Consider the following 22,396-nt stretch of genomic DNA (forward strand, 5'->3'; position numbering starts at 1 on the left):
GTGTGTTTCAATAAATAAAAACTCTTTTATTAGATTTTTTAGTTAGGAACAAAGACCCCATGAGATTAAAAAACTACATATTAACCGGTATTGTTTTGACATTAAGTATGGCTGCTTTTTCGCAGTCTGGTTTACAAAAAAAAGCAGATACCCTATTCAACAAGTTTTCATTTGTTGATGCTGCCAATGTGTATAAAGAACTTATCTCAAAAAAATACAATGCAGATTATGCAACGAGACAACTAGCCGATTGTTATGCCTATATGCGTAACCCAGATAGTGCGGTGGTTTACTATAAAAAAGTTATTGAGCAACCTAACATACCAAATCAATATTACTATAATTATGCACAAGCCTTACGTGGTGTTAAAGATTATAAAGAATCACGTGTGTGGTTAAAACGCTTTGAAGAAACTGGTGGAAACATTAAAGAATCTAAATTTTTAAAAGATGGCGATTTTATAAACAATATTTTTAATGCAAAACCACAGTATTTTTTAAAGGATTTTGATTTCAATTCGAAGTACAGCGATTTTAGTGCTTACGAAAAAGATGAATACATTTATTTTGTTTCTTCAAGAGATGAAGGCGTATCATCAAAACATATATATGGTTGGAACGAAGAGCCCTTTTTAGATATTTATGTAAAAGCTAAATCTGGTACCGACAGTATTCCAGACAATAAATCTAAATTAAAAGGTGATGTTAACACAGTATATCACGAAGGACCTTTAACCATTTCAAAAGATGGTAAAACCATGTATTTTTCAAGAAACGATTTCAACGAACAAGTTTTAGGAAGAACAGATAAAGGCCTTACAAACCTTAAAATTTACAAAGCGACATTAGTTGATGGCAAATGGGAAAATATTGAAGAGTTACCTTTTAATAGCGACACCTACTCCATTTCCCACCCAGCTTTAAATAGCGATGAAACAAAACTATACTTTAGTTCCGATATGCCAGGAGGTTTAGGAGGTGTCGATATTTATTATGTAGCTATAAACAGTAATGGTTATGGCACACCTCAAAACTTAGGGAGTCCCGTTAACACCAATAAAAATGAAAGCTTTCCTTTTATAAATAATGAAGGAACTCTTTTTTTGGCTTCCGATGGACATTTAGGATTGGGTTTACTTGATATTTTTGGAACGGTTACAGATGAAACCAATAAAATTGTTAGCGTTATTAATTTAGGTATTCCTGTAAACTCAAATAAAGACGATTTCTCTTTCTTTATGAATGAAGATGGCTTATCTGGATATTTTGCATCTAACAGAGATGGTGGTATGGGTAGCGATGATATTTATGCCTACAACAGCGTGCCTCTATTAAAAATTGAAGGTACCGTAACCGATGCTAAAACAAATGCCCCTATAGCAAATGCTACAGTAAACTTGCTCGACGGTAACAGTAGCCCCATTGCTTCCTTACGAACAGATGAAAATGGACATTATGACATTAATATAGATAGAGATGCAGATTACTATATCCATGTTAAAAACGATGATTATATAGATAACACTTTAGCGGTAAGCTCAAAAGGTATTGATAGAAACATAACAAGCATTAGCGCAAATGTATCGTTAAATCCAGATAAAAAAGTAACGCCTATTACAGAGCTACAACCTATTTACTTCGACTTTGATAAATATGATATAAGACGCGATAGTACCGTTGAATTAGACAGAATTGTAAACTTAATGATGACGACCTATCCGAATATGGTTATTAAAATTGAATCGCACACCGATTCTAGAGGCACATCAGAATATAACGATATTTTATCGGAAGAAAGAGCAAAAGCCACTTATAACTATTTAATAAATAAGGGTGTAGATTCTGCCAGAATAACCGAATACAAAGGCTATGGCGAACAAAAATTAACCAACCCGTGTAACGGCACCATACCATGTACAGAAGCACAACATCAATTAAACAGACGCACACAATTTATTATAGAACTCATTTAAAGTTTTTGAAATTAAGCGAAAATTAGGGGATTTTAGTTCTGTTGAAGGCTTTTTTGAGTTGCATAGCAGCGCTACGGAAGGAAGAAAAGGCAAAAACAGAGCTGAAATCAGCAATTTTTTAGCAAATTGAAAAACTTTAAATGAGTTCATAATTAAAATGGAATAATTGAAGCTTAGTTCAATAATATTTAAAACCATCAGAGAAGCTTTCTTTGATGGTTTTTTGGTTTTTACTAGAATGGAAATTACCTATTCTCCTACAAAAATTCATGGATAACAACTATACTCGTTAGATTTATACTATATTAGTAGCTAATTAAATCTAACTAATTAAATAGACAAATCATTAATGAAGTACTTAATTGCAATATTCCTTTTGCTTATAGGATTCTCTAAATTAAATTCACAAAGTAGTTCTATTAAATTTCATAATATAGAATTATCCCTGTTAATGAAAAAAGCAAAGAAACTTGATAAGTTGATTTTTGTAAATATGACTGCTACTTGGTGTGGGCCCTGTAAAGAAATGGAAAAAACTACTTTTATAGATAGTTCTGTAACTAGATTTATCTCCAGCAATTTTTTAAGCAAAAAAATATATATTGACAGGGATTCTACATATCAAGATTCACTATCTGAAAGACTAAAAAGTATTACTTCAGGTGTTCCAACACACTACTTTTTAGATTCTAACGGTAATATAATTCTAAAGGAAACTAGTCTTATTGACGCAAAAAATTTTATTTTAATAGCTAAAAAATCACTTAATTTAAGAGATACCCCTGAGAAAATCAAACAGATGGATCAGCAATACTCACTAATGAAAACTAATGAAGACTTTCTAATTAAGTATATGTTACTTAATTGCCAAATAGGTGATAAAAAAAGCTATGTTTTAGATGACTATCTTAAATTAATTCCTGAAACAGATTATTTAAGTGAAAGCATTATTTACACAATAATTAATAATGAAAATAGTGTTGAAGGAAAGGGATATAGTATAATATCTAACCCTGATAACCGAAAAATAGTAGCAATGTCCAAAGGCAAAGCTAAAAATTCTCAAATTGATTATGAAATGTATAAAGCTTCACTCAGTATTATTTTTAATAGTTCTCATTATGCAATTGAAACTAATAATCGAGAACTTTTAGATAAAAGCATAGCTGAACACATGAAAGTATCTCAAAATAAAACAAAAGCAAAAGCAATGTCTAAAAAGCTTATTGAATTATTTGAGAGCAAATAAAAAAACGGCACTGTCTTTTAAAATACCCGAATTGCTTATGGAATAATTACATCTTCATTTGAATTTTATTAGGAACATATACCAACTAAGAAATAAGTTAAAAAGTAAACTATCTTAAGCGCCTATTTTCGTCCTAACCAACCCCAAAAAAATCCTCCCAAAAAAGGAGGATTTTATACCAAAAGCTAAATTCAATAACTATGAAGTTATTAAAATAACCTATTAAATTCTATAATGTGGCACATTACATGCAACACTTAGTTTGCTACTAAACAGTCATTAATAAGGTTATGTCGTAGTCGTTTTTAAACAACTCTATTTTTTTATAAAAATATTGGTGTAATACCACTTCCCTTCGGCATTTTGTTCGGCCGCTAAATCGAAGTTTGTAAAATCACCTTCAATGTTTGCACGGTGTCCGTCGCTTTTTAACCAAGCTCTTACAACCGATTCCGCAGAACTGTACCCATAAGCTACATTTTCAGACACTTTAGTAGCACCTGCATTTGCTTTTAAATAATCGCTTCTTTTGTAAAAGTTAGCATGGGATACTTCATTGTTATCTACCATATAATCGGTATGGGTAAATGCTACCGATTTAACTACTGTCATATCAGAAAGAGCAGTTAAACCCATTGACAGTCTATGGTTGTTAATAAGTTCAAGTATTTCTACTTCTATGGTTTTTGTTTCTGGGGTAATAAGGCTTAGCTCTATAGCATCTGCTTTATCATCAAGGCTATCTGTAGTGCAGGAAAAGCTCAGAATAGCCAACAATGCCAGTAAAGGCAGTTTCATAAATAACTTCATAAGTAGGTAATTTTAGATTTGGTTCTATAAAATTAACCACCTAATCCGAAGTAAATGTTAAAAAAATGTTAAAATCGATTAAAGACACGTAATACATCGGTATTTATTGTATTACATCGATGAAATGCAGATTCAAAAGCGATTTTTATGCATTTCATCATGTGAATTAGGGAGATAGTCGATTAATTTCCCAATTGTAATCTGGTTGAAGTTGGTATCGTATTCTATCATGCAGTCTATTGGGGCGTCCTTGCCAAAATTCCATCTCAATCGGTTTTACAATATAGCCACCCCAATGTGCCGGTCGGGGTATTTCTTTACCTTCAAAGGTTTTTTCTAAATCCAATAACTTTTGTTCCAAATATGCCCTACTAGCAACAACCTCACTTTGGTTAGAAACTAAAGCTCCTAATTGACTTCCGCGTGGTCTCGACTCAAAATAACCATCGCTTAAATTTTCAGCTATTTTTTCGGCTATACCTTTAATAATTATTTGGCGTTCGGCACCATGCCAAAAAAAAGATAAGCATACATTGGGGTTTTTGGCAATGGCTTTACCTTTATCACTATTGTAACTGGTGTAAAAAATAAAACCTTCATGGGTAAATCGTTTTAATAGCACTACCCTATTTTTCGGAAATCCGTCCAAGCCAATAGTAGAAATGGTCATGGCATTTGTTTCATCTTCAACAAAAAACTTGTCAACCTCATAAAACCATTTTTGGAATAACTCTATAGGGTTTTCAGGAACATCTTTTAGGAGAAGCTCACTCTTTTCATAAGATTTTCGGTAGTTACTTAAGTCTTTTTCCATAATAGACAAAATAACGAAAAATTTATTAGTCTATTTTGATTTTTTGTGTCGCTAAACTTTATAAATTAGTGCTGCCCTAAATAGCATACATGAAATTTAAAGATTCTAAATATTATAAATTAAAGCACTACCAAATAGAAAGACCCTTTGGTGATTTTTATTTATTAGAAAATTTTTTTGTTTCCGAATTAAATGAAGGTGTTCATTTTGATTGGGAAATGATAAAAAGTGTTATGGATGAAGTAATCATCTTTTATGGTTTAGATTCCCAAATTGGTTATATCTCAAATAGAACCAATTCATATTCAATAGACCCACAAACTTGGAATAAAGTTGATAAAGAGTACGGTGTTATTGTAGCTGGAGCTATTGTAACTTACAATACCATGACTTTTATGAATGCCACCCTTGAAAAGCAATTTTACAAAAAAAGTATAAAAAGATGTCTTTCTTTAGACGAAGCCATAGAATGGATTTCTAACTTAAAAGAATTGAAAAACATTTGAAACGAGTCTTTTTTTAGCTTACAAACTTCCTAAATAAAAAATTTCTTGAAACAGACTATCCTCGAGGCAAAGCCATAGAGGTATACTTCGACTAAGCTCAGTACAGGTTTTGCCTGTTTCATTTTGACCTCAGGGCCAAAAACCGAAATTTTGTATTTTACCTCACCCAGAACTGCCCGAAAAGGCAGTTCTGACCTCTCCTCCAAAGGTGAATTGGACACCCCGAGGCTGAGCCTTCGGGGAATTATTTAGGTTAAACACGTCTAAACCAAAGTTTTTTTAACAAGAAAGCTCACGGCTTTGTACTTTATTTTATATAAAACTTAACTTTAAGTAAACAATTTATTTAAAAAAAGTTGTATATTACTACTCAATGAAGTTTGAAGAGTCTAAAAATATAATAGAGTTTGTTCATAAAAAAATACAGCTTCCTTTCGGAAGGTTTTTTATTTGTGAAGATTTTGTAGTGGCTGAATTAAACCAAGAAATTCATGTGGATTGGTTGACTATTCAAAAAATCGCCCATATGATTATTGAGCAATATGGGACTTCAAAAAAGATTGGATTTATATCCAATAAAGTGAATTCGTATTCTATAGACCCATTTGTTTGGGTAACATTTAGTAAAGAGTACGATTTTATTGAATCAACAGCTATTATTTGGTACAATAATGCTGGTTTTATGAGTGCTACCTTAGAAAAGATGTTTTTAAAAAACAACGTGAAGCTTTGCGAATCTTTAGAGGAAGCTATTCATTGGGTTTTAAGTTCCGAAGAAATTAAAAATTAAACGTTTTTCCGTCTTCACATAATTCTACATTTTCAAAAACTTGTTGTGCTTCTTCCTTAAATGAATTTAGGCCGTCGTAACGCGTAGAATAATGACCTAGCAACAAGGTACCTACATTGGCTTGTTTAGCTATGCTCGCTGCTTCTCTTGCTGTAGAATGCTTTGTTTTTGGTGCTAAATGTGCATGCATTTCTAAAAAAGTAGATTCATGGTACAATACATCTGCATTTTTAATTATAGGCACAATGTCTTCTTTATACATTGTGTCGCTACAAAAAGCATAACTTTTGGGTTTTAAACCAGGTTTAGTAACCGTTTCGTTTTTAATAAGTTCACCATCATCATTTACAACATCAAAACCTTGTGCTAACTTTCTGTAGTAAGCGATATTAATATTAGCGTCTTCAACCAAGCCCATATCTAATTTACGGTTGCCTTCTTTTTCTTTGAAAAGATACCCATTGGTATAAATACGGTGATTTAAAGGAATGGTATGCACTTCAACTTCTTCATCTTCAAAAATCAATTCTGAATTCTCTGAAGTCAATTCATGAAAAATAAGACTGTAATTTGTCCAAGAATCGGCTAATTTCATTTGAAGCGTCACCACTTCTTTGATGCCTTTAGGACCATAAATATGCAAATCGGCTTCGCGTGTAAGCAGTCTAAATGTAGAAATTAAGCCTACTAATCCAAAAAAATGGTCTCCATGTAAATGTGAAATAAAGATATGCTTGATACGGTTGAATTTAATTTTATGCTTGCGTAACTCTACCTGCGTACCTTCACCACAATCTATTAAAAACATATGATTGTTTATTTCCAACACTTGTGAGGTGGTATTTGTTAAAGCTCTTGGTGTGGCACTATAACAACCTAATATGGTAAGTTTCATTTAATTATTAGTTTGTAGGTTTATAGGTTTATGAGTTTATGTTCTAATCAAATAAACTATAAACACATAACCTAATAAACATTTTTTAAAACTCCAAATCACGTTCCATTTCTTCCATTTCAATAATATCGTAAGCTTCTTGAATGGTCGGTACAACAACTATTTCGTCTGGAACTATATCTAAATCTATTTTATCCGTAACAATTATAAAAGAATGTTTTGTGGCTCTGTGTGTATTGGATAGCTCTAGAAATTCAACAATATCCTGCAAACCTAACTTATTCAAATAAGATAAAGCGACAATGATGTTATTATTCTTGAATTTAGGATATAAAGCTTGTATTTTCTTAACTAACTCAACAATAGTTGCTTTTTCCTGAGTGATAATTGAAATGGTTCCGTCTTGATCTATAATCATGATTTACTGTTTTATTTTTGATGCTAATAAATAAATAACTGCCATTCTAATAGCAACCCCGTTTTGAACTTGATCCAAAATAATAGATTGTTTAGAATCGGCAACATCACTGGTTATCTCAACACCTCTATTGATGGGCCCGGGATGCATAATGGTTATTTCCTTGTCTAAAGAGTCAAGTAACTCTTTATTAACTCCAAATTGTTGTGTATATTCTCTTGTTGATGGAAAATAATTAATATCCATACGTTCGTTTTGCACACGTAACATATTTGCTACATCACACCAATTCAATGCTTTGAGTAAATTTGTTTCAACCTTTACTCCAAGTGTGTTTATGTATTTTGGAAGTAGTGTTTTAGGGCCACAAACCATAACCTCTGCCCCTTGAAGTTGCAATGCAAATATGTTTGAAAGTGCTACCCTGCTATGTAGAATATCTCCAACAATAACGACTTTTTTTCCTCCTACTTCCCCTAATTTTTCCCGTATGGAATAAGAATCCAATAAAGCCTGTGTTGGGTGCTCATGCGCACCATCACCTGCGTTAATAATACTTGCTTTGACATGCTTTGACAAAAATACACCAGCACCAGGGTTAGGGTGCCTCATTACCACCATGTCTACTTTCATAGACAGAATGTTATTTACGGTGTCTATTAAAGTTTCTCCTTTTTTTACTGAGGATTGTGATGATGAAAAATTAAGCACATCGGCTGATAAACGTTTTTCGGCCAGTTCAAAAGACAATTTGGTTCTGGTTGAATTTTCGAAAAACAGATTTGCTATGGTAATATCTCTTAGCGAAGGCACCTTTTTAATGGGTCTGTTTATCACTTCTTTAAAATGATCGGCAGTTTCAAAAATAAGTTGAATATCTTGTTTGTTTAGATATTTGATTCCTAATAAGTGATTGACACTTAATTCGCTCATTGTCAAAGTTAAAAGTTAAAAGTTAAAAGTTAAAAGTTACTCGTATGCGTATCTAAAACTTAAACTTTGGTTATTCATTTTTAATTGTTAATTGACAATTACCAATTGTTAATTGTCTTTATTTCTCTATTAAGTAAACGGAATCTTCATGATCATGTTCCTTCCAGTTTACTTTTACCTTTTCGTTATTTATAACATCTACTTGACGCCCTCGGTAATTGGGTTGTATGGGTAAATGTCTGCTAAAACGCCTATCAATAAGCGTTAAAAGCTCAATTTCATTAGGTCTTCCAAACGATTGGATTGCTGTTAAAGCAGCTCGGATACTTCTACCTGTATATAATACATCGTCTATAAAAACAACATTTTTATCTTCAACTAAAAAATTAATCTGCGTTGTGTTTGCTTCTAAAGGCTTTTCCCCTCTTCTAAAATCATCTCTAAAAAATGTAATATCTAAATGACCTAATTGAATGTTTTTAACTTTGTAATCCTCTCGCAATATTTTAGCTATTCTATTGGCTAGAAACACACCACGAGGCTGCAAACCAATTAAAACGGTATTTGAGAAGTCGTTATGTTTTTCAATAAGTTGGCAAGCCAATCGGTGAAGAATGATGTTTACCTCTTTCGCGTTAAGTAAAACTTTTTGACTCATAGATTATCCAAACGTATTCGGAATACAAATGTAATGTAAAATATTAGAAATTGAAATATAAATAATCATTAGTGTCCGATTAAAGATTCAAGACCGCTTTGCTGAAAAAACATTCAAGACTCAAGACCGCTTCGCTAAAAGAAAATAGAACATAGGCAAAATGATAACAAATTGATATTTAAATGAATATTTTTTATTTCTATTTTGTTCATTACCATTCCTCTAGACTTGCCCCAGAGATTATTTATTAATCGCTAAATAGCCAATTATTCCAAAAGCACGTCAAATCTCATTATCATTTCCATAAAAAAAGCCTTCAATTTCTTGAAGGCTTTAGTTTGTAAAGAGATTCCCAACTTAAAAGGATTGCAAAATTATTTTTTTGCTTTACTTTTTGCTGGTTTACCGTCCATTTTATCTTTAAGAGCTTGTAAAGCTTCGTTGGCATCACCTAAAGTTGGTTTTGCTTCAGCAGCTTGTGCTTCTATTTTCTTAGCAGCAGCTTTTACGTTTGCAATTTCTTCTGCTTTAAAAATAGCAGTATGTGATGCAACTACGCGTTTAAACTCTTTATTGAACTCAATAATCTTAAATTCGGCAGAATCGCCTTTTTTAAGTTTGCTTCCATCTTCTTTTTCAAGGTGACGTGTTGGAATAAATGCTACGATATCTTCGTTAAATTCTACAGTAGCTCCTTTATCAACTATCTCAGATATTTCACCTGTGTGAACAGTTTCTAAAGCAAAGTCAGTTTCGTAAGCATCCCAAGGATTTACAGTTGTTTGTTTGTGACCTAAAGATAATTTACGTCCTTCAACATCCAATTCCAATACGATAACTTCTAATTTATCACCAGCTGTACAAAACTCAGATGGGTGTTTGATTTTCTTAGTCCAAGATAAATCTGAGATGTAAATTAACCCATCAATACCTTCTTCTAATTCAACAAAAACGCCAAAGTTTGTAAAGTTACGAACGATTCCTGTGTGTTTAGAACCTAATGGATATTTAGAAGTAATGTCAGTCCAAGGATCAGACGTTAATTGTTTGATACCTAAGGACATTTTACGATCTTCTCTATCTAAAGTTAAGATAACTGCTTCCACTTCGTCGCCTACAGAAACGAAATCTTGAGCAGAACGTAAGTGTGTAGACCATGACATTTCAGAAACGTGAATTAATCCTTCAACACCATCAGCAACTTCAATAAACGCACCGTAATCTGCAATAACAACTACTTTACCTTTTACTTTATCACCAACAGCTACAGTATCTGCAAGAGCTTCCCATGGGTGTTTGCTTAATTGTTTTAAACCTAATTGGATTCTTGATTTGTTTTCATCAAAATCAAGGATAACCACGTTAAGTTTTTGATCTAATTCAACAATCTCGTTAGGATGGTTGATTCTAGACCAAGATAAATCGGTAATGTGGATTAGACCATCTACACCACCAAGATCGATGAATACACCGTAAGAAGTAATGTTTTTAACAATACCTTCTAATACTTGACCTTTTTCTAATTGACCAATAATTTCTTTTTTCTGTACTTCAATATCAGCTTCAATAAGCGCTTTATGAGATACTACTACGTTTTTAAATTCGTGGTTGATTTTAACAACTTTGAATTCCATAGTTTTATTTACGTACTGATCGTAATCCCTAATTGGTTTCACGTCAATTTGAGAACCTGGTAAGAATGCTTCGATACCGAATACATCCACAATCATACCACCTTTAGTTCTACATTTAACAAAACCATTAACGATTTCACCAGTTTCGTTAGCTTTAATAACTCGGTCCCATGCTTTAATTACACGAGCTTTTCTGTGAGATAATACTAATTGCCCTGTTGCATCTTCACGTACATCAATTAATACTTCTACTTTGTCACCAACTGCTAAGTTAGGATTGTAACGGAATTCGTTTAAAGAGATAACACCTTCAGATTTTGCATTGATATCAATAATAGCATCTCTATCAGAAATGTGTACTACTGTACCTTCAACAACTTCATCGTTAAGTGTGTCAACGAAATTCTCTGCTACTAATTTTTCAAATTCTTGTAATTGCTTTTCATCAACTTCATCAATACCTTCTTGGTAATTGTGCCAGTTAAAGTCTTTTAAGAATTTTTCAGGGTTTGCTTTAGCTTCAGATACTACTGGAGCTTCTACATTTGGAGTCTCTACTATTGGAGCGTTAGTTGCTTCAACATCAACTTGATTTGCTTTTTCAGCCATTTAAAAGATAATTATGCAATTTTATTTTTACTTAGTAAAAACGCCACTACACTAGTTTTGTATTCTGTATATTTTGGAAGATATAAGCAATAAACACACAGAAGTGTTATTATTTTTTTGTTTCTTAGTTCCTTCTATCTTCCTTATGATTTGCTAAAAGGAGTGCAAAAATACACAATTTGAATGAATTAACATAATCTAGAAAGTAATTTTTATATACAATGTAATTATATTTCTAAAATTCAAAATCCGATATGTTTTATATTTATAAAAGATATTCTAATCCTAACCGTTGTTTATGCCTATTTGATTATAATAAACACAAGCACTAATATCAGGTCGAGCGCAGTCGAGACCTAACTAAATTCTTCTAAATACTATTAATCCTTTTATCTACTAATTCTAAAACAATATGGAATTGTTCTTCTTTCGACATATTGGAATTATCGATTTCTATAGCATCTTCAGCTTTAACCAACGGAGAATCTTTTCTGTGTGAATCTATATAATCACGCTCTTCAACATTTTTTAACACCTCGTCATACAAGACCCTATCACCTCTTTTAATGAGTTCATCAAAACGTCTTTTTGCCCTATTTTTAGCACTTGCCGTTAAAAATAATTTAAGTTCGGCATCGGGAAATACAACGGTACCGATATCGCGACCGTCCATAACGACGCCACCATCTTTTCCCAATTGCTGTTGTTGTTCTACAAGTTTCTGGCGTACTTCGGATATTTCGGCAACTTTACTAACAAAACTTGAGACTTCTAAAGTGCGGATATCATTTTCAATATTAACACCATTTAAATATACTTCGGCAAAACCAAGCGTATTGTTAAACTTAAAACTAATTGTAATAGCTTTTAAATTAGCCACTAAACCTTCAATATTGAAATGATTACTATCTATAAAACCATGCTGCATAGCATAATAGGTAACTGCTCTATACATCGCTCCAGAATCTACATATACATATCCCAAATGTTTTGCAATCCGTTTTGCAACCGTACTTTTTCCTGTTGATGAAAATCCATCTATGGCTATGGTTATTTTTTTCATTTTGAAAGTTTGAAGCGTCTAAAGTACTTAAAATGCCTTAAGTGAAAACTAAAAACTTGAAGTACTTTTAACTTTAGCACACTTTTAACTTTAGCGCACTTTAAACTTTAGTACACTTTAAATACTTTTTATTGTAAATCTATCTGTAGCCCAAAAAAGTTCGCATTAGCAGCACTTGTATATTTGGCATGTGTATAACTAAAGCGCATTTTATTCATTTTTATTGAAAAACCTGCCGATAATCCTGAAAAATTTCGCTGTTCTAAAATTCGTAATTCTTCGGCTCTTCGGAAGTTATAGCCTAAACGAATATTGAATCCCCTTTCAGGAAAAACTTCTACTCCAAAAATGCTGTGCCGCATTACCTGTCCCAAAAACCCGATTTTCTCATCGGTTTGGTTACCGCTTAAATCACTGGTACTTCTTGCGGGGTTTGGTCTTGCTATAGGCCATTCTTGTAAATTTTCCAAAGTAATATGCCAACGAATGGGTACGTTTTCTAAACTTTGCGACATCCCAAAATCGACCTCAAAAGGCAGTTTTTCTTTAAGGCCCGCATATGTTGTGATTTGAGTTCCGAAATTTCTAACGGCTAAGGCTGCATGAAAATCTATAGCTTCATTGATGTATAACAACCCAAAATCTACCGCTGCTCCAAAAGAGCTGTATTGTTCCAGTTTAGATGTAATAAGTTTTGCATTCGCCCCTAAATAAAAATCGGAATACCCTAATTGCGTGGCATAACCAAAAGACAAGGCCGTTTCGTTTCCAGTAAACGTACCTGTTGAATTTCCTTCTTCATCATAACCATCAAAACTTCCGTAGTTAATATAAGTAATTCCTGCGTGAAATGTTCGCGTGCGTCTGTCAACCGTATAAGCATAAGATGCCGTACCATAACCAATACCTCCTAAATAACTGGTGTAGTTTAATGCCAATTGATTATCCATATCAACATTTATAGTTGCTGGATTATAAAGTCCTTGCGTTACATCGTAATCTACAATGGTAAGCACTTTTCCTCCTAAAGCTGCTTGACGTGGTGACGACACCAAATTCAGAAATTGGTAGGTAGATTCCCCCCCAACCTGAGCATAGGCTAAGACACTAAAAAGCAAACAAAAAGGCGTGATAATTTTTTTTAGCATATTTACGATACAAAGTAAGCAAATCTATCTTAAAACGGCAGCATGTATCTTTTATTTTAAATGAAGTAAAAAGAGACAGGACAGATTTGTTAAGTCCTATCGAGCGCAATCGAGATGTTTTTTAAATTCTATAAATAAATAATTCTTGACTGCACTCGAACGGGCATGATATATCTTAGCTTCTATAACGTTTTTGCGTTAACAACCTTTTGATTTGTAAGTGCTATTTTAATAACATCGCTCATATCGGTTATATAATGAAACGTTAATCCTTTTAGGTAATCTGGCTTTATTTCTTCAATATCGCGACGGTTTTCTTCACAAAGTAAAATTTCTTTAATTCTTGCGCGTTTTGCAGCTAGAATTTTTTCTTTTATCCCACCAACAGGAAGTACTTTTCCACGAAGTGTAATTTCACCTGTCATGGCTAAACTTTTCTTTACTTTTCTTTGGGTGAATAAAGACACTAATGAGGTTAGCATGGTAACACCAGCACTTGGACCATCTTTAGGGGTGGCACCTTCTGGAACATGAATATGCACATTGTACTTTTCGAAAACCTCCGAATCAATTCCAAATTCATCGGCATTCGATTTAATATATTCCATAGCTATGGTTGCAGATTCTTTCATTACTGTACCTAAATTACCCGTAATGCTTAATGTGCCTTTTCCTTTTGACAAAATAGACTCTATAAATAAGATATCACCACCAACGCTTGTCCAAGCCAACCCGGTAACAACACCAGCAACGTTATTATTTTCATATTTATCTCGTTCTAATTTTGGACTGCCTAATACCTCAATAACATCTTCGTCGGTTACTTTTATGTTGTAATCCTCTTCCATCGCAATATTTTTGGCTGCATGACGGACCATTTTTGCGATTTGCTTTTCCAATCCACGAACGCCAGATTCACGTGTATAGCCCTCTACAATTTTTTCAAGTTGGGCTTTCCCTATTTTAAGATGCGCATCGGTTAAACCATGTTCTTTTAGTTGTTTTGGAAGTAAATGACGTTTGCCAATTTCTACCTTTTCTTCAATAGTATAGCCTGTTACATTAATGATTTCCATACGGTCCCTCAATGCTGGCTGAATGGTTGACAAGCTATTTGAAGTTGCAATAAACATGACTTTAGAAAGGTCGTAACCCATTTCTAAAAAGTTATCGTAGAATTCGCTGTTTTGTTCTGGATCCAATACTTCCAACATGGCAGATGACGGATCACCTTGATTCGAATTTGAAAGCTTATCAATTTCATCTAAAACAAATACAGGATTTGACGTGCCAGCTTTTTTTAAACTTTGAATAATACGCCCAGGCATCGCTCCAATATAGGTTTTTCTATGTCCGCGTATTTCGGCTTCATCACGTAAACCGCCTAACGAAATACGCACATATTCTCTACCTAAAGCTTCGGCTATCGATTTTCCTAAAGATGTTTTACCAACACCTGGAGGCCCGTACAAACATAAAATAGGCGATTTCATATCATTACGTAATTTTAAAACCGCTAGATATTCAATAATACGACGTTTTACATCTTCTAAACCAAAATGGTCGCGGTCTAGAATCCTCATAGCACGCTTTAAATCGAATTTATCTTTACTATACTCGTTCCAAGGTAAATCTAAAAACAATTCTAGATAATTACGTTGTATGGAATATTCAGCCACTTGCGGATTCATGCGTTGCATTTTGGCAAGTTCTTTTTCAAAATGCTTTTCTACTTTTTCGTCCCAAATTTTTTCATCGGCACGCAGACGCATTTCATCAATCTCTTCTTCATGATTGACACCACCCAACTCCTCTTGAATGGTTTTCATTTGTTGATGCAGGAAATATTCACGTTGTTGCTGACTCATATCCATCTGCACTTTAGATTGGATATCGTTTTTAAGTTCCAATTTCTGAAACTCAACACTCATAAACCTAAGTGTTGCAAGCGCACGTTTTTTTAGGTCATCAATTTCTAAAAGTGCTTGTTTTTCGGCAACTGTTAGATTCATGTTTGACGACACAAAATTGATTAAAAATGAATCGCTTTCAATATTTTTAATGGCAAAAGATGCTTCGCTTGGAATGTTTGGACTTTCCTTAATGATGTTAAGTGCCAAATCTTTAATCGACTCAATAATAGCCAAAAACTCCTTATTCTTTTTAGCAGGTCTTGCTTCTGGAATTTCCCTAACAGTTGCGTTCATATACGGGTCTTCCGTAAGAACCTCGGCGACTTTAAAACGTTTTTTTCCTTGAATGATAACAGTAACATTACCATCGGGCATTTTTAAAACACGTAAAATTTTAGCAACAGTACCAATTTCGTGAATTTCTTTTGCCGTAGGGTTTTCGACCGATTCGTCTTTTTGTGCCACCACGCCAATCACTTTATTACCTTTATTGGCATCGTTTATTAGGCGAATGGATTTATCGCGACCCGCTGTAATAGGAATAACCACACCCGGAAATAATACTGTATTCCGCAAAGACAGAATTGGTAGTGTTTCAGGTAGTTTTTCATTATTTATTTCTGCTTCATCTTCAGGTGTCATTAACGGGATTAATTCTGAATTCTCATCAAAATCCTGTAATGACAAACTGTCTAGTGATATAAAATTAGATTTTTTCATATAATATTTAAGTCAATCTGTCATTAAAACAAACCAATCTATTTATAATGTTAATTAATATAAAAACATAAAAGTATTAATTATCAGAAAGTTATAATGACAATAGAACTTTTATTAGTATTATATTTTCAATAGTTGTGCCATAAAATGTAATCATCCAAAATTCTTAATTTATAATAAACCCATAACTTCTATAAGTTTTTTCATATTAAAACATTAAGTTTGCACTTATTAACTTATTATATAAATATATGAATTTAAAACACATTTTACTATTTGGAATTTTTATTGCCTTTTTTTCTTGCAGCACAGAACCTACCAATAATCCTGATGAAGAAGAAATCTCCACAACATCTAAAAGGGTAAAAGAAGCAATTGGATATAGCAACAATATTGAAATTGCTAAAATGATTTATAATTATTCAGACGATAAATTAGTTAGCGTTGTTGAATACAAAAAAGAAAATGGTAATTGGGTTGAAGTAAGCACATATCAATTAGCATATAATGGAAATTCAATTACAGGAAACTATATAGGGAGTGACTCAGGGTCATATAATTTATATGCTACTAACAATGGCAACATTATATCAATTTCTGAATTTTATGAAAATGATAATTCGTCAGGTTATAAGGATATAACATTTACTAATGATAAAATAAGCACTTATACTTTTTACGAAGGTTCAAGCTCGACTGAACTTTATAATTATAAATCGAACTGTATTAACGAAAATGGCAAAGTTGTAACAATTAATGAGGAACACAACAACTATTTTGACACCACTTACACAGAATATACTTCAACTAATTTTAATTATACAGGGGATTTATTAACAGGCTGGATATATGAAATTATAGAGTACCAAGACGAAAAGGTAGAGCATCAGTATTCTAATAATTTAATATCAAAATCTATATTAAGTATAAGTGATAATAATTTAAATGACTGGGAAAAGGCTAGTGAATTTAGCTATTTATATGATTCTGATGGTTATCTTATCGAAGAATCTTATATAGATTTTGGGAATAAAACTTCCGAAAGTCATTTGTATGATGACTATTTTTTTGAAACTGACACAGATAAAATAACTTACACATACGAAGAAGGTATTGGTAATAGCTTTATATTACTCTATCCTGAATCTATTTCATATCAAACACCAAATCCATATTTGAAGTTTTAAATTCTTATTAAACGTTAAGCAAAAGAGCTGTTTTTAATTTATGAAGCAGCTCTTTTCTGTTTTTTATAAAATCCTCTACATCTTCCCCATTTTCTTCAAAACAAACAACAATACAATAGGGATTGCCAACAACCCAATCATAAGCAAATTGGTTTGGAATAAATAAGGCGCTAAAATAAGTGCTGTCACAAAACCACCTATAGCACCACCAAAATGGGCGTCATGACCAATGTTGCCTATTCGGGTTTTCATCCCGTAAATAGAATACAGCAAATACCCGATACCAAATAAATATGCAGGAATGGGAATTGGTATGAAAAAAAATATAAGCTTCATACCGGGTTGTAATAATATAGCGGCGTATAAAATACCTGTTACAGCACCACTTGCACCAACGGCACTGTAGTGGTACTCGTTTTTATGAAAATATAATGACAGCAAACTTCCTGCAACAAGACTTACAATATATATAATGATAAAACCAATGGGGGCAACATAATCAATGACTGTACCTGCGAAAAAGTATAATGTTAGCATGTTAAACAATAAATGCTGGGTATCTATATGTAAAAATCCACTACTGAACATGCGTATTTTTTCGCCTCTTTGCACGCCACCTACATTAAATTTATACCTTTCAAAGAACGCATAATCCCCAAAGCCTTTATAAGATATAATAATATTTGCTGCTATGATAATGATAGTCACTAAATCCAAATTGCTCATAAAGTGTAAAGGTTTAAGTTCAAAATTAGCATATATTTGCTGCTACAAATCTAAAATTAATTCATGCAACTTTTAGCATATATTCTTATTTATCCACTTCTATGGATAATTTCCATACTTCCGTTTAGATTGCTATACTTGGTTTCCGATGGTTTATATATATTGCTTTATTATATCATTGGTTATCGCAAAAAGGTAGTTTACAACAATTTAAAACTTGTTTTTCCTGAAAAACCTGAAAAGGAACTAACGCAAATACAAAAAAAATTCTACAAACATTTATGTGATATGTTTTTGGAAATGGCTAAAACCATGACCATTTCTGAAAAAGAATTGAAAAAGCGTTTTCACATTATTAATCCAGAGGAGTTTCAACGTTTAGAACATTTAAACAAAAGTATTATTTTGATTTTTGGACATTACGCCAGTTGGGAATGGTCTATTGTTTTACAAAACTATATCAATTTTAAAGGATTGGCTGTTTATAAAAAATTGGCAAATAGATATTTTGATAAGTTGATTAGAGACATTCGGTCTAAATTCAATACCGACTTAATTAGCACTAAAGAAACCATTCAAGTCATAAATGAAAATGAAACCAAAGGCATTAAAAGCATTATTGGTTTTTTAAGTGACCAATCGCCACGACTCTCAAAAGATGTGTATTGGGGTGAGTTTATGGGTATAGAGACCCCATGTTTTACAGGAGCTGAACGATTAGCTAAAAAACTAAATTTAACCATTGCGTATTTAAAAGTAAGCAAAGTAAAACGGGGGCATTATGAAGCTGAGATTAAGACACTAACCGAAACACCTAATGCTTACAAAGATTACGAATTAACCGATATGTTTCTGCGTGAAGTTGAAAAGCAAATTCATGAAGCACCAGAATACTATTTCTGGACGCATAAACGCTGGAAGCATAGGAAGAAAACGAATAGTATCTTTTAATTTTATACTTAGTATCTTTTAATTTTATACTCTTAACGAACTACGAAATCCTCTGGCTGCATAATACGATTCTGCTCCATTGTGATAAATAAATACATTATTGTAACGAAAATCGGCAAAAAGAGCGCCTCCTAGTTTTCTAATTTCAGCTGGTGTTTGTATCCAACTAGAGGTTTTCTTGTCAAAATCCCCTAGTTTTTGTAATTCTCTGTATTGTGACTCCGTTAAAAGTTCAACTCCCATCATAGCGGCCATACCAATCGCACTATCTTTGGGTTTATGTTGCTTTCGAGATTCTAAAGCTTCTGGATCAAAACATACACTTCTTCTGCCCGCTGGGCTTTCTGTAGAACAATCGTAAAATATGAACTCATTTGCACTTGTATCATAACCAACAACATCTGGTTCGCCTCCAGTTGTTTCCATTTCATTAAGCGACCATAGTTTTTCCGAATTAGCTTCTAACTTTGTTTGTACATCTGTCCACTTAATGTCTTTATGTCGTTTACTGTTTTTATCAAACCTAGCCTTTAATACTTTAAGTAGTTCCTCTTGTTGTTCAGGTAACAATTCCATTTTAATTTTCATTGCTATAAAAGAGCTCTTTTTGACTTTTTCTATTTCCTGAAAATGGTTAAAAACAAAAAAATCAAGATGAGTTCAAAGAATTTTACTTATAATTTCAGGTGTCTTAATGTATATTTTTCCCTTGAGTTGTAAATGAAATACCCTGCTGACCAGATGTAGAAATCATCACACTCTCAAAATAAGGAGCGTTTGAATTTGGTTTTATGTGCCAATTAAATAAAAAATTAGCGCCTGTACCACCTTCTTCATCAAATTCATCAATGACAATTTCTACGGTTTCCATAGGTGCTACATATATTGGCTTATCAAAATAAGTTCTTATAGCTTCACCATGAGTATTATAATACGTTGCTTTACCTATATAAATAGTATCGTTTGTATTTATATTTCTAATACTTACTGTTGCCGTTAAATTATGTACGCGATGTTCGGTTTGACTGTAAATTTGCGAATAAACAGATAAATAGGTTTTCCCATTTATTAAAGAATCAAGCAGCATTTTGTCAACCGTTCTTTTTCCCCAATTTTCACGATGGGGAGAATGTTCAACCTTCTTGTTTTTGCATGACAGAATAAATATAACTGTAATAAATACCAATAATAGCCTTTTCATCTGTTTATATTTATTGAACTCATCTTGACTTTTTCTATTTTCTAAAATTACTTCAACTTTGCAATCGCACCAATTTCTTCAATAAACTTATCTGCTAAGGTATCCGCTTCTTGTTGTGATTTAGCTTCCGTGTAAATTCTTATAATAGGCTCTGTATTGCTTTTACGCAAATGTACCCAACTTTCAGGGAAATCTATTTTAACCCCATCAATAGTGGTTAATTGTTCGTTTTGGTAACGGTTTTCTATCGTTTTTAAAATGCCATCAACATCCAAACCAGGTGTTAATTCTATTTTCTTTTTACTCATAAAGTAGTTTGGATAGGTATTTCTAAGTTTACTTACCGAAATACCTTTTTCAGCCAATAAACTTAAAAATAATGCGATTCCAACTAAAGCATCACGACCATAATGCGATTCTGGATATATAATACCTCCATTACCTTCACCACCAATAACAACCTTATTTTTCTTCATTAATTTTACCACATTCACCTCACCTACGGCGCTAGCTTCATAAGTACCGCCATGTTTTTCGGTCACATCGCGCAATGCCCTGGTAGAACTCATATTGCTTACCGTATTTCCAGGAGTTTTGCTCAACACATAATCGGCACAAGCAACTAAAGTGTATTCTTCTCCAAACATCTCACCATTTTCGTCCATAAACGCTAACCTATCTACATCTGGATCGACTACAATGCCAAAATCAGCATGATGTTTTCTTACGGCTTCAGATAAATCGGTTAAATGTTCCTTTAATGGTTCTGGATTGTGCGGAAACTGTCCGTTTGGTTCACAATACAATTTAACCACCTCTACACCTAAACGTTCTAAAAGTAATGGGACAGCAATACCTCCGGTAGAATTCACACCATCTACCACGACTTTAAATCGGGCTTCTTCAATGGCAGGCACCGTTACCAGTGGTAAATCTAAAACCTCAATAATGTGTAAATCGATATAAGCTTTGTTTTTTGTGATTTTACCCAAACTATCAACGTCTGCAAAACGCATCGTGTCACTTTCTGCTATTTCTAAAATTTTGGCGCCTTCGACATCATCAAGAAACTCCCCTTTTGCATTTAACAATTTTAAGGCATTCCATTGTTTTGGGTTATGGCTTGCCGTTAAAATAATGCCGCCATCAGCATGCTCCATAGGTACAGCCATTTCAACTGTTGGGGTTGTGGACAAGCCTAAATCGACCACATCGATACCTAAACCAACCAGCGTATTCATTACCAAATTTTGAATCATGGCTCCCGAAATGCGCGCATCTCTACCAACAACTACTTTGTGATTATCTTTATCACGTTGTTGTTTTAACCAAACCCCGTAAGCTGCTGCAAATTTTACGGCATCTATTGGTGTTAAATTATCGCCAACGTTTCCGCCAATAGTTCCTCTAATTCCTGAAATTGATTTTATAAGTGTCATATTATTTTTTTCAAGTTTTGTTTTTTCAAGTTAATTAGCAAATATACTATTTCAAAACTGCAATTCTAAATTCGTAATTCGTAAATTTCACAAATGAATTATTTAGCACATATTTACCTTTCTGGAGATAACGATTTGGTTACCATAGGGAATTTTATTGCCGATGGCATCAAAGGTAAATCATATAAAGAATACCCTAAAGAGATCCAAATAGGCATTTTGCTTCATAGAAATATTGATGCGTTTACCGATGCACACGAGGTTGTTAGACAAAGCACGAAGCGTTTACACGAAAAATACGGGCATTATTCTGGTATCATTGTCGATATTCTTTATGACCATTTTTTAGCTAAAAACTGGAGCAACTATTGCGATGTGCCTTTAAATAGTTATGTTGAACATTTTTATGATTTATTGGAGACCCACTACGAATTATTGCCGTTAAGAATTCAAAAAATGATGCCTTATATGATGACCGACAATTGGCTAGTAAATTATGCGTCTATTGATGGCATTTCAAAAGCTTTAGAAGGCATGAACAGGCGCACTAAAAACCGTTCTGGCATGAATGAAGCTGTAACCGAGTTGGAGCTGTTTTATTCTGATTTTGAAACCGAATTTTCTACTTTCTTTGAGGAACTTATTCGCTATTCTAAAATAAAACTTGAAGAGCATTCTATCAATTTAAAATAAAGTGAAGTCGATAGAACTCTAATTTTAAAGATTAAGTGTAATAAGCACTACATGTTATCGAATAGA

Annotated in this window: 21 protein-coding genes; 7 read left to right on the forward strand and 14 right to left on the reverse strand. The window is 33.0% G+C overall.

Annotated features, from left to right (window positions below):
• Positions 1-59 precede the first annotated feature (59 nt).
• Together CJ739_RS17570 and CJ739_RS17575 are read left to right on the forward strand one after the other, a co-directional pair.
• Positions 60-1,973 carry an OmpA family protein gene (locus CJ739_RS17570; RefSeq protein ID WP_117177680.1) on the forward strand — a complete coding sequence of 638 codons (1,914 nt, stop codon included), beginning with the start codon at positions 60-62 and terminating at the stop codon, positions 1,971-1,973.
• Positions 1,974-2,322: 349 nt separating this feature from the next.
• Positions 2,323-3,222, forward strand: coding sequence for a thioredoxin family protein (locus CJ739_RS17575; RefSeq protein ID WP_117177682.1), 900 nt, complete (start codon positions 2,323-2,325; stop codon positions 3,220-3,222).
• 315 nt (positions 3,223-3,537) lie between these two features.
• Here CJ739_RS17575 and CJ739_RS17580 read toward each other — a convergent pair whose 3' ends face one another.
• Entirely contained in the window at positions 3,538-4,032 is a 495-nt protein-coding gene (locus tag CJ739_RS17580) for a CAP domain-containing protein (RefSeq protein WP_117177684.1), read from the reverse strand.
• A 166-nt stretch (positions 4,033-4,198) separates the two neighbouring features.
• Positions 4,199-4,846, reverse strand: coding sequence for a pyridoxamine 5'-phosphate oxidase (gene pdxH / locus CJ739_RS17585; RefSeq protein ID WP_117177686.1), 648 nt, complete (start codon positions 4,844-4,846; stop codon positions 4,199-4,201).
• A gap of 89 nt (positions 4,847-4,935) precedes the next feature.
• Between pdxH and CJ739_RS17590 the strand changes: the two genes are divergently transcribed.
• Both CJ739_RS17590 and CJ739_RS17595 read left to right on the forward strand, forming a co-directional pair.
• Entirely contained in the window at positions 4,936-5,352 is a 417-nt protein-coding gene (locus tag CJ739_RS17590) for a hypothetical protein (RefSeq protein WP_117177688.1), read from the forward strand.
• Between the two features lie 373 nt (positions 5,353-5,725).
• Positions 5,726-6,142, forward strand: a complete 417-nt coding sequence (locus CJ739_RS17595; protein ID WP_117177690.1) for a hypothetical protein — start codon at positions 5,726-5,728, stop codon at positions 6,140-6,142.
• Here the strand turns inward: CJ739_RS17595 and CJ739_RS17600 are convergent.
• The 8 genes from CJ739_RS17600 to lon all read right to left on the reverse strand — a co-directional run bounded on the left by CJ739_RS17600 (position 6,132) and on the right by lon (position 16,133).
• On the reverse strand, positions 6,132-7,037 hold the full coding sequence (locus tag CJ739_RS17600; protein ID WP_117177692.1) for a ribonuclease Z: 906 nt from the start codon (positions 7,035-7,037) through the stop codon (positions 6,132-6,134). The two genes, CJ739_RS17595 and CJ739_RS17600, sit on opposite strands and share 11 nt — an antisense overlap.
• 85 nt (positions 7,038-7,122) lie before the next feature.
• Positions 7,123-7,455 (reverse strand): ribonuclease Z, encoded by a 333-nt coding sequence (locus tag CJ739_RS17605; RefSeq protein WP_117177694.1) that lies wholly within the window; start codon positions 7,453-7,455, stop codon positions 7,123-7,125.
• Positions 7,456-7,458: 3 nt separating this feature from the next.
• The gene (locus CJ739_RS17610) at positions 7,459-8,388 is read right to left on the reverse strand and encodes an aspartate carbamoyltransferase catalytic subunit (RefSeq protein WP_117177696.1); all 930 of its coding nucleotides are present in this window, start codon (positions 8,386-8,388) and stop codon (positions 7,459-7,461) included.
• A gap of 118 nt (positions 8,389-8,506) precedes the next feature.
• Positions 8,507-9,046, reverse strand: a complete 540-nt coding sequence (gene pyrR / locus CJ739_RS17615) for a bifunctional pyr operon transcriptional regulator/uracil phosphoribosyltransferase PyrR (RefSeq protein WP_117177698.1) — start codon at positions 9,044-9,046, stop codon at positions 8,507-8,509.
• Between the two features lie 374 nt (positions 9,047-9,420).
• Positions 9,421-11,289 carry a 30S ribosomal protein S1 gene (gene rpsA / locus CJ739_RS17620; protein WP_117177700.1) on the reverse strand — a complete coding sequence of 623 codons (1,869 nt, stop codon included), beginning with the start codon at positions 11,287-11,289 and terminating at the stop codon, positions 9,421-9,423.
• Positions 11,290-11,659: 370 nt separating this feature from the next.
• Positions 11,660-12,352, reverse strand: a complete 693-nt coding sequence (gene cmk, locus CJ739_RS17625; RefSeq protein WP_117177702.1) for a (d)CMP kinase — start codon at positions 12,350-12,352, stop codon at positions 11,660-11,662.
• A gap of 128 nt (positions 12,353-12,480) precedes the next feature.
• Positions 12,481-13,500, reverse strand: coding sequence for a type IX secretion system protein PorQ (gene porQ / locus CJ739_RS17630; protein ID WP_117177704.1), 1,020 nt, complete (start codon positions 13,498-13,500; stop codon positions 12,481-12,483).
• A 182-nt stretch (positions 13,501-13,682) separates the two neighbouring features.
• Positions 13,683-16,133 (reverse strand): endopeptidase La, encoded by a 2,451-nt coding sequence (lon, locus tag CJ739_RS17635; RefSeq protein ID WP_117177706.1) that lies wholly within the window; start codon positions 16,131-16,133, stop codon positions 13,683-13,685.
• 251 nt (positions 16,134-16,384) lie between these two features.
• On the opposite strand from lon, the gene CJ739_RS17640 reads away from it, so the two are divergent.
• Positions 16,385-17,320, forward strand: a complete 936-nt coding sequence (locus CJ739_RS17640) for a hypothetical protein (protein WP_117177709.1) — start codon at positions 16,385-16,387, stop codon at positions 17,318-17,320.
• Positions 17,321-17,395: 75 nt separating this feature from the next.
• Here the strand turns inward: CJ739_RS17640 and CJ739_RS17645 are convergent, their stop codons facing one another.
• The gene (locus CJ739_RS17645; RefSeq protein WP_117177711.1) at positions 17,396-18,046 is read right to left on the reverse strand and encodes a rhomboid family intramembrane serine protease; all 651 of its coding nucleotides are present in this window, start codon (positions 18,044-18,046) and stop codon (positions 17,396-17,398) included.
• Between the two features lie 63 nt (positions 18,047-18,109).
• Between CJ739_RS17645 and CJ739_RS17650 the strand changes: the two genes are divergently transcribed.
• Positions 18,110-18,997, forward strand: coding sequence for a lysophospholipid acyltransferase family protein (locus CJ739_RS17650; RefSeq protein ID WP_117177713.1), 888 nt, complete (start codon positions 18,110-18,112; stop codon positions 18,995-18,997).
• A gap of 24 nt (positions 18,998-19,021) precedes the next feature.
• On the opposite strand, the gene CJ739_RS17655 is transcribed toward CJ739_RS17650, so the two are convergent.
• The 3 genes from CJ739_RS17655 to glmM form a co-directional block, all read right to left on the reverse strand.
• Positions 19,022-19,585 (reverse strand): DUF4256 domain-containing protein, encoded by a 564-nt coding sequence (locus tag CJ739_RS17655; protein WP_117177715.1) that lies wholly within the window; start codon positions 19,583-19,585, stop codon positions 19,022-19,024.
• Positions 19,586-19,688: 103 nt separating this feature from the next.
• Entirely contained in the window at positions 19,689-20,198 is a 510-nt protein-coding gene (locus tag CJ739_RS17660; protein WP_117177717.1) for a DUF3124 domain-containing protein, read from the reverse strand.
• Positions 20,199-20,245: 47 nt separating this feature from the next.
• Positions 20,246-21,637: a phosphoglucosamine mutase gene (gene glmM, locus CJ739_RS17665; RefSeq protein ID WP_117177719.1), complete on the reverse strand. Its 1,392-nt coding sequence runs from the start codon at positions 21,635-21,637 to the stop codon at positions 20,246-20,248.
• A 93-nt stretch (positions 21,638-21,730) separates the two neighbouring features.
• Between glmM and CJ739_RS17670 the strand changes: the two genes are divergently transcribed.
• Positions 21,731-22,330 carry an acyl carrier protein phosphodiesterase gene (locus CJ739_RS17670; RefSeq protein ID WP_117177721.1) on the forward strand — a complete coding sequence of 200 codons (600 nt, stop codon included), beginning with the start codon at positions 21,731-21,733 and terminating at the stop codon, positions 22,328-22,330.
• Positions 22,331-22,396: the final 66 nt, after the last annotated feature.

It is taken from the genome of Mariniflexile sp. TRM1-10, assembly GCF_003425985.1.
Lineage (GTDB): Bacteria > Bacteroidota > Bacteroidia > Flavobacteriales > Flavobacteriaceae > Mariniflexile.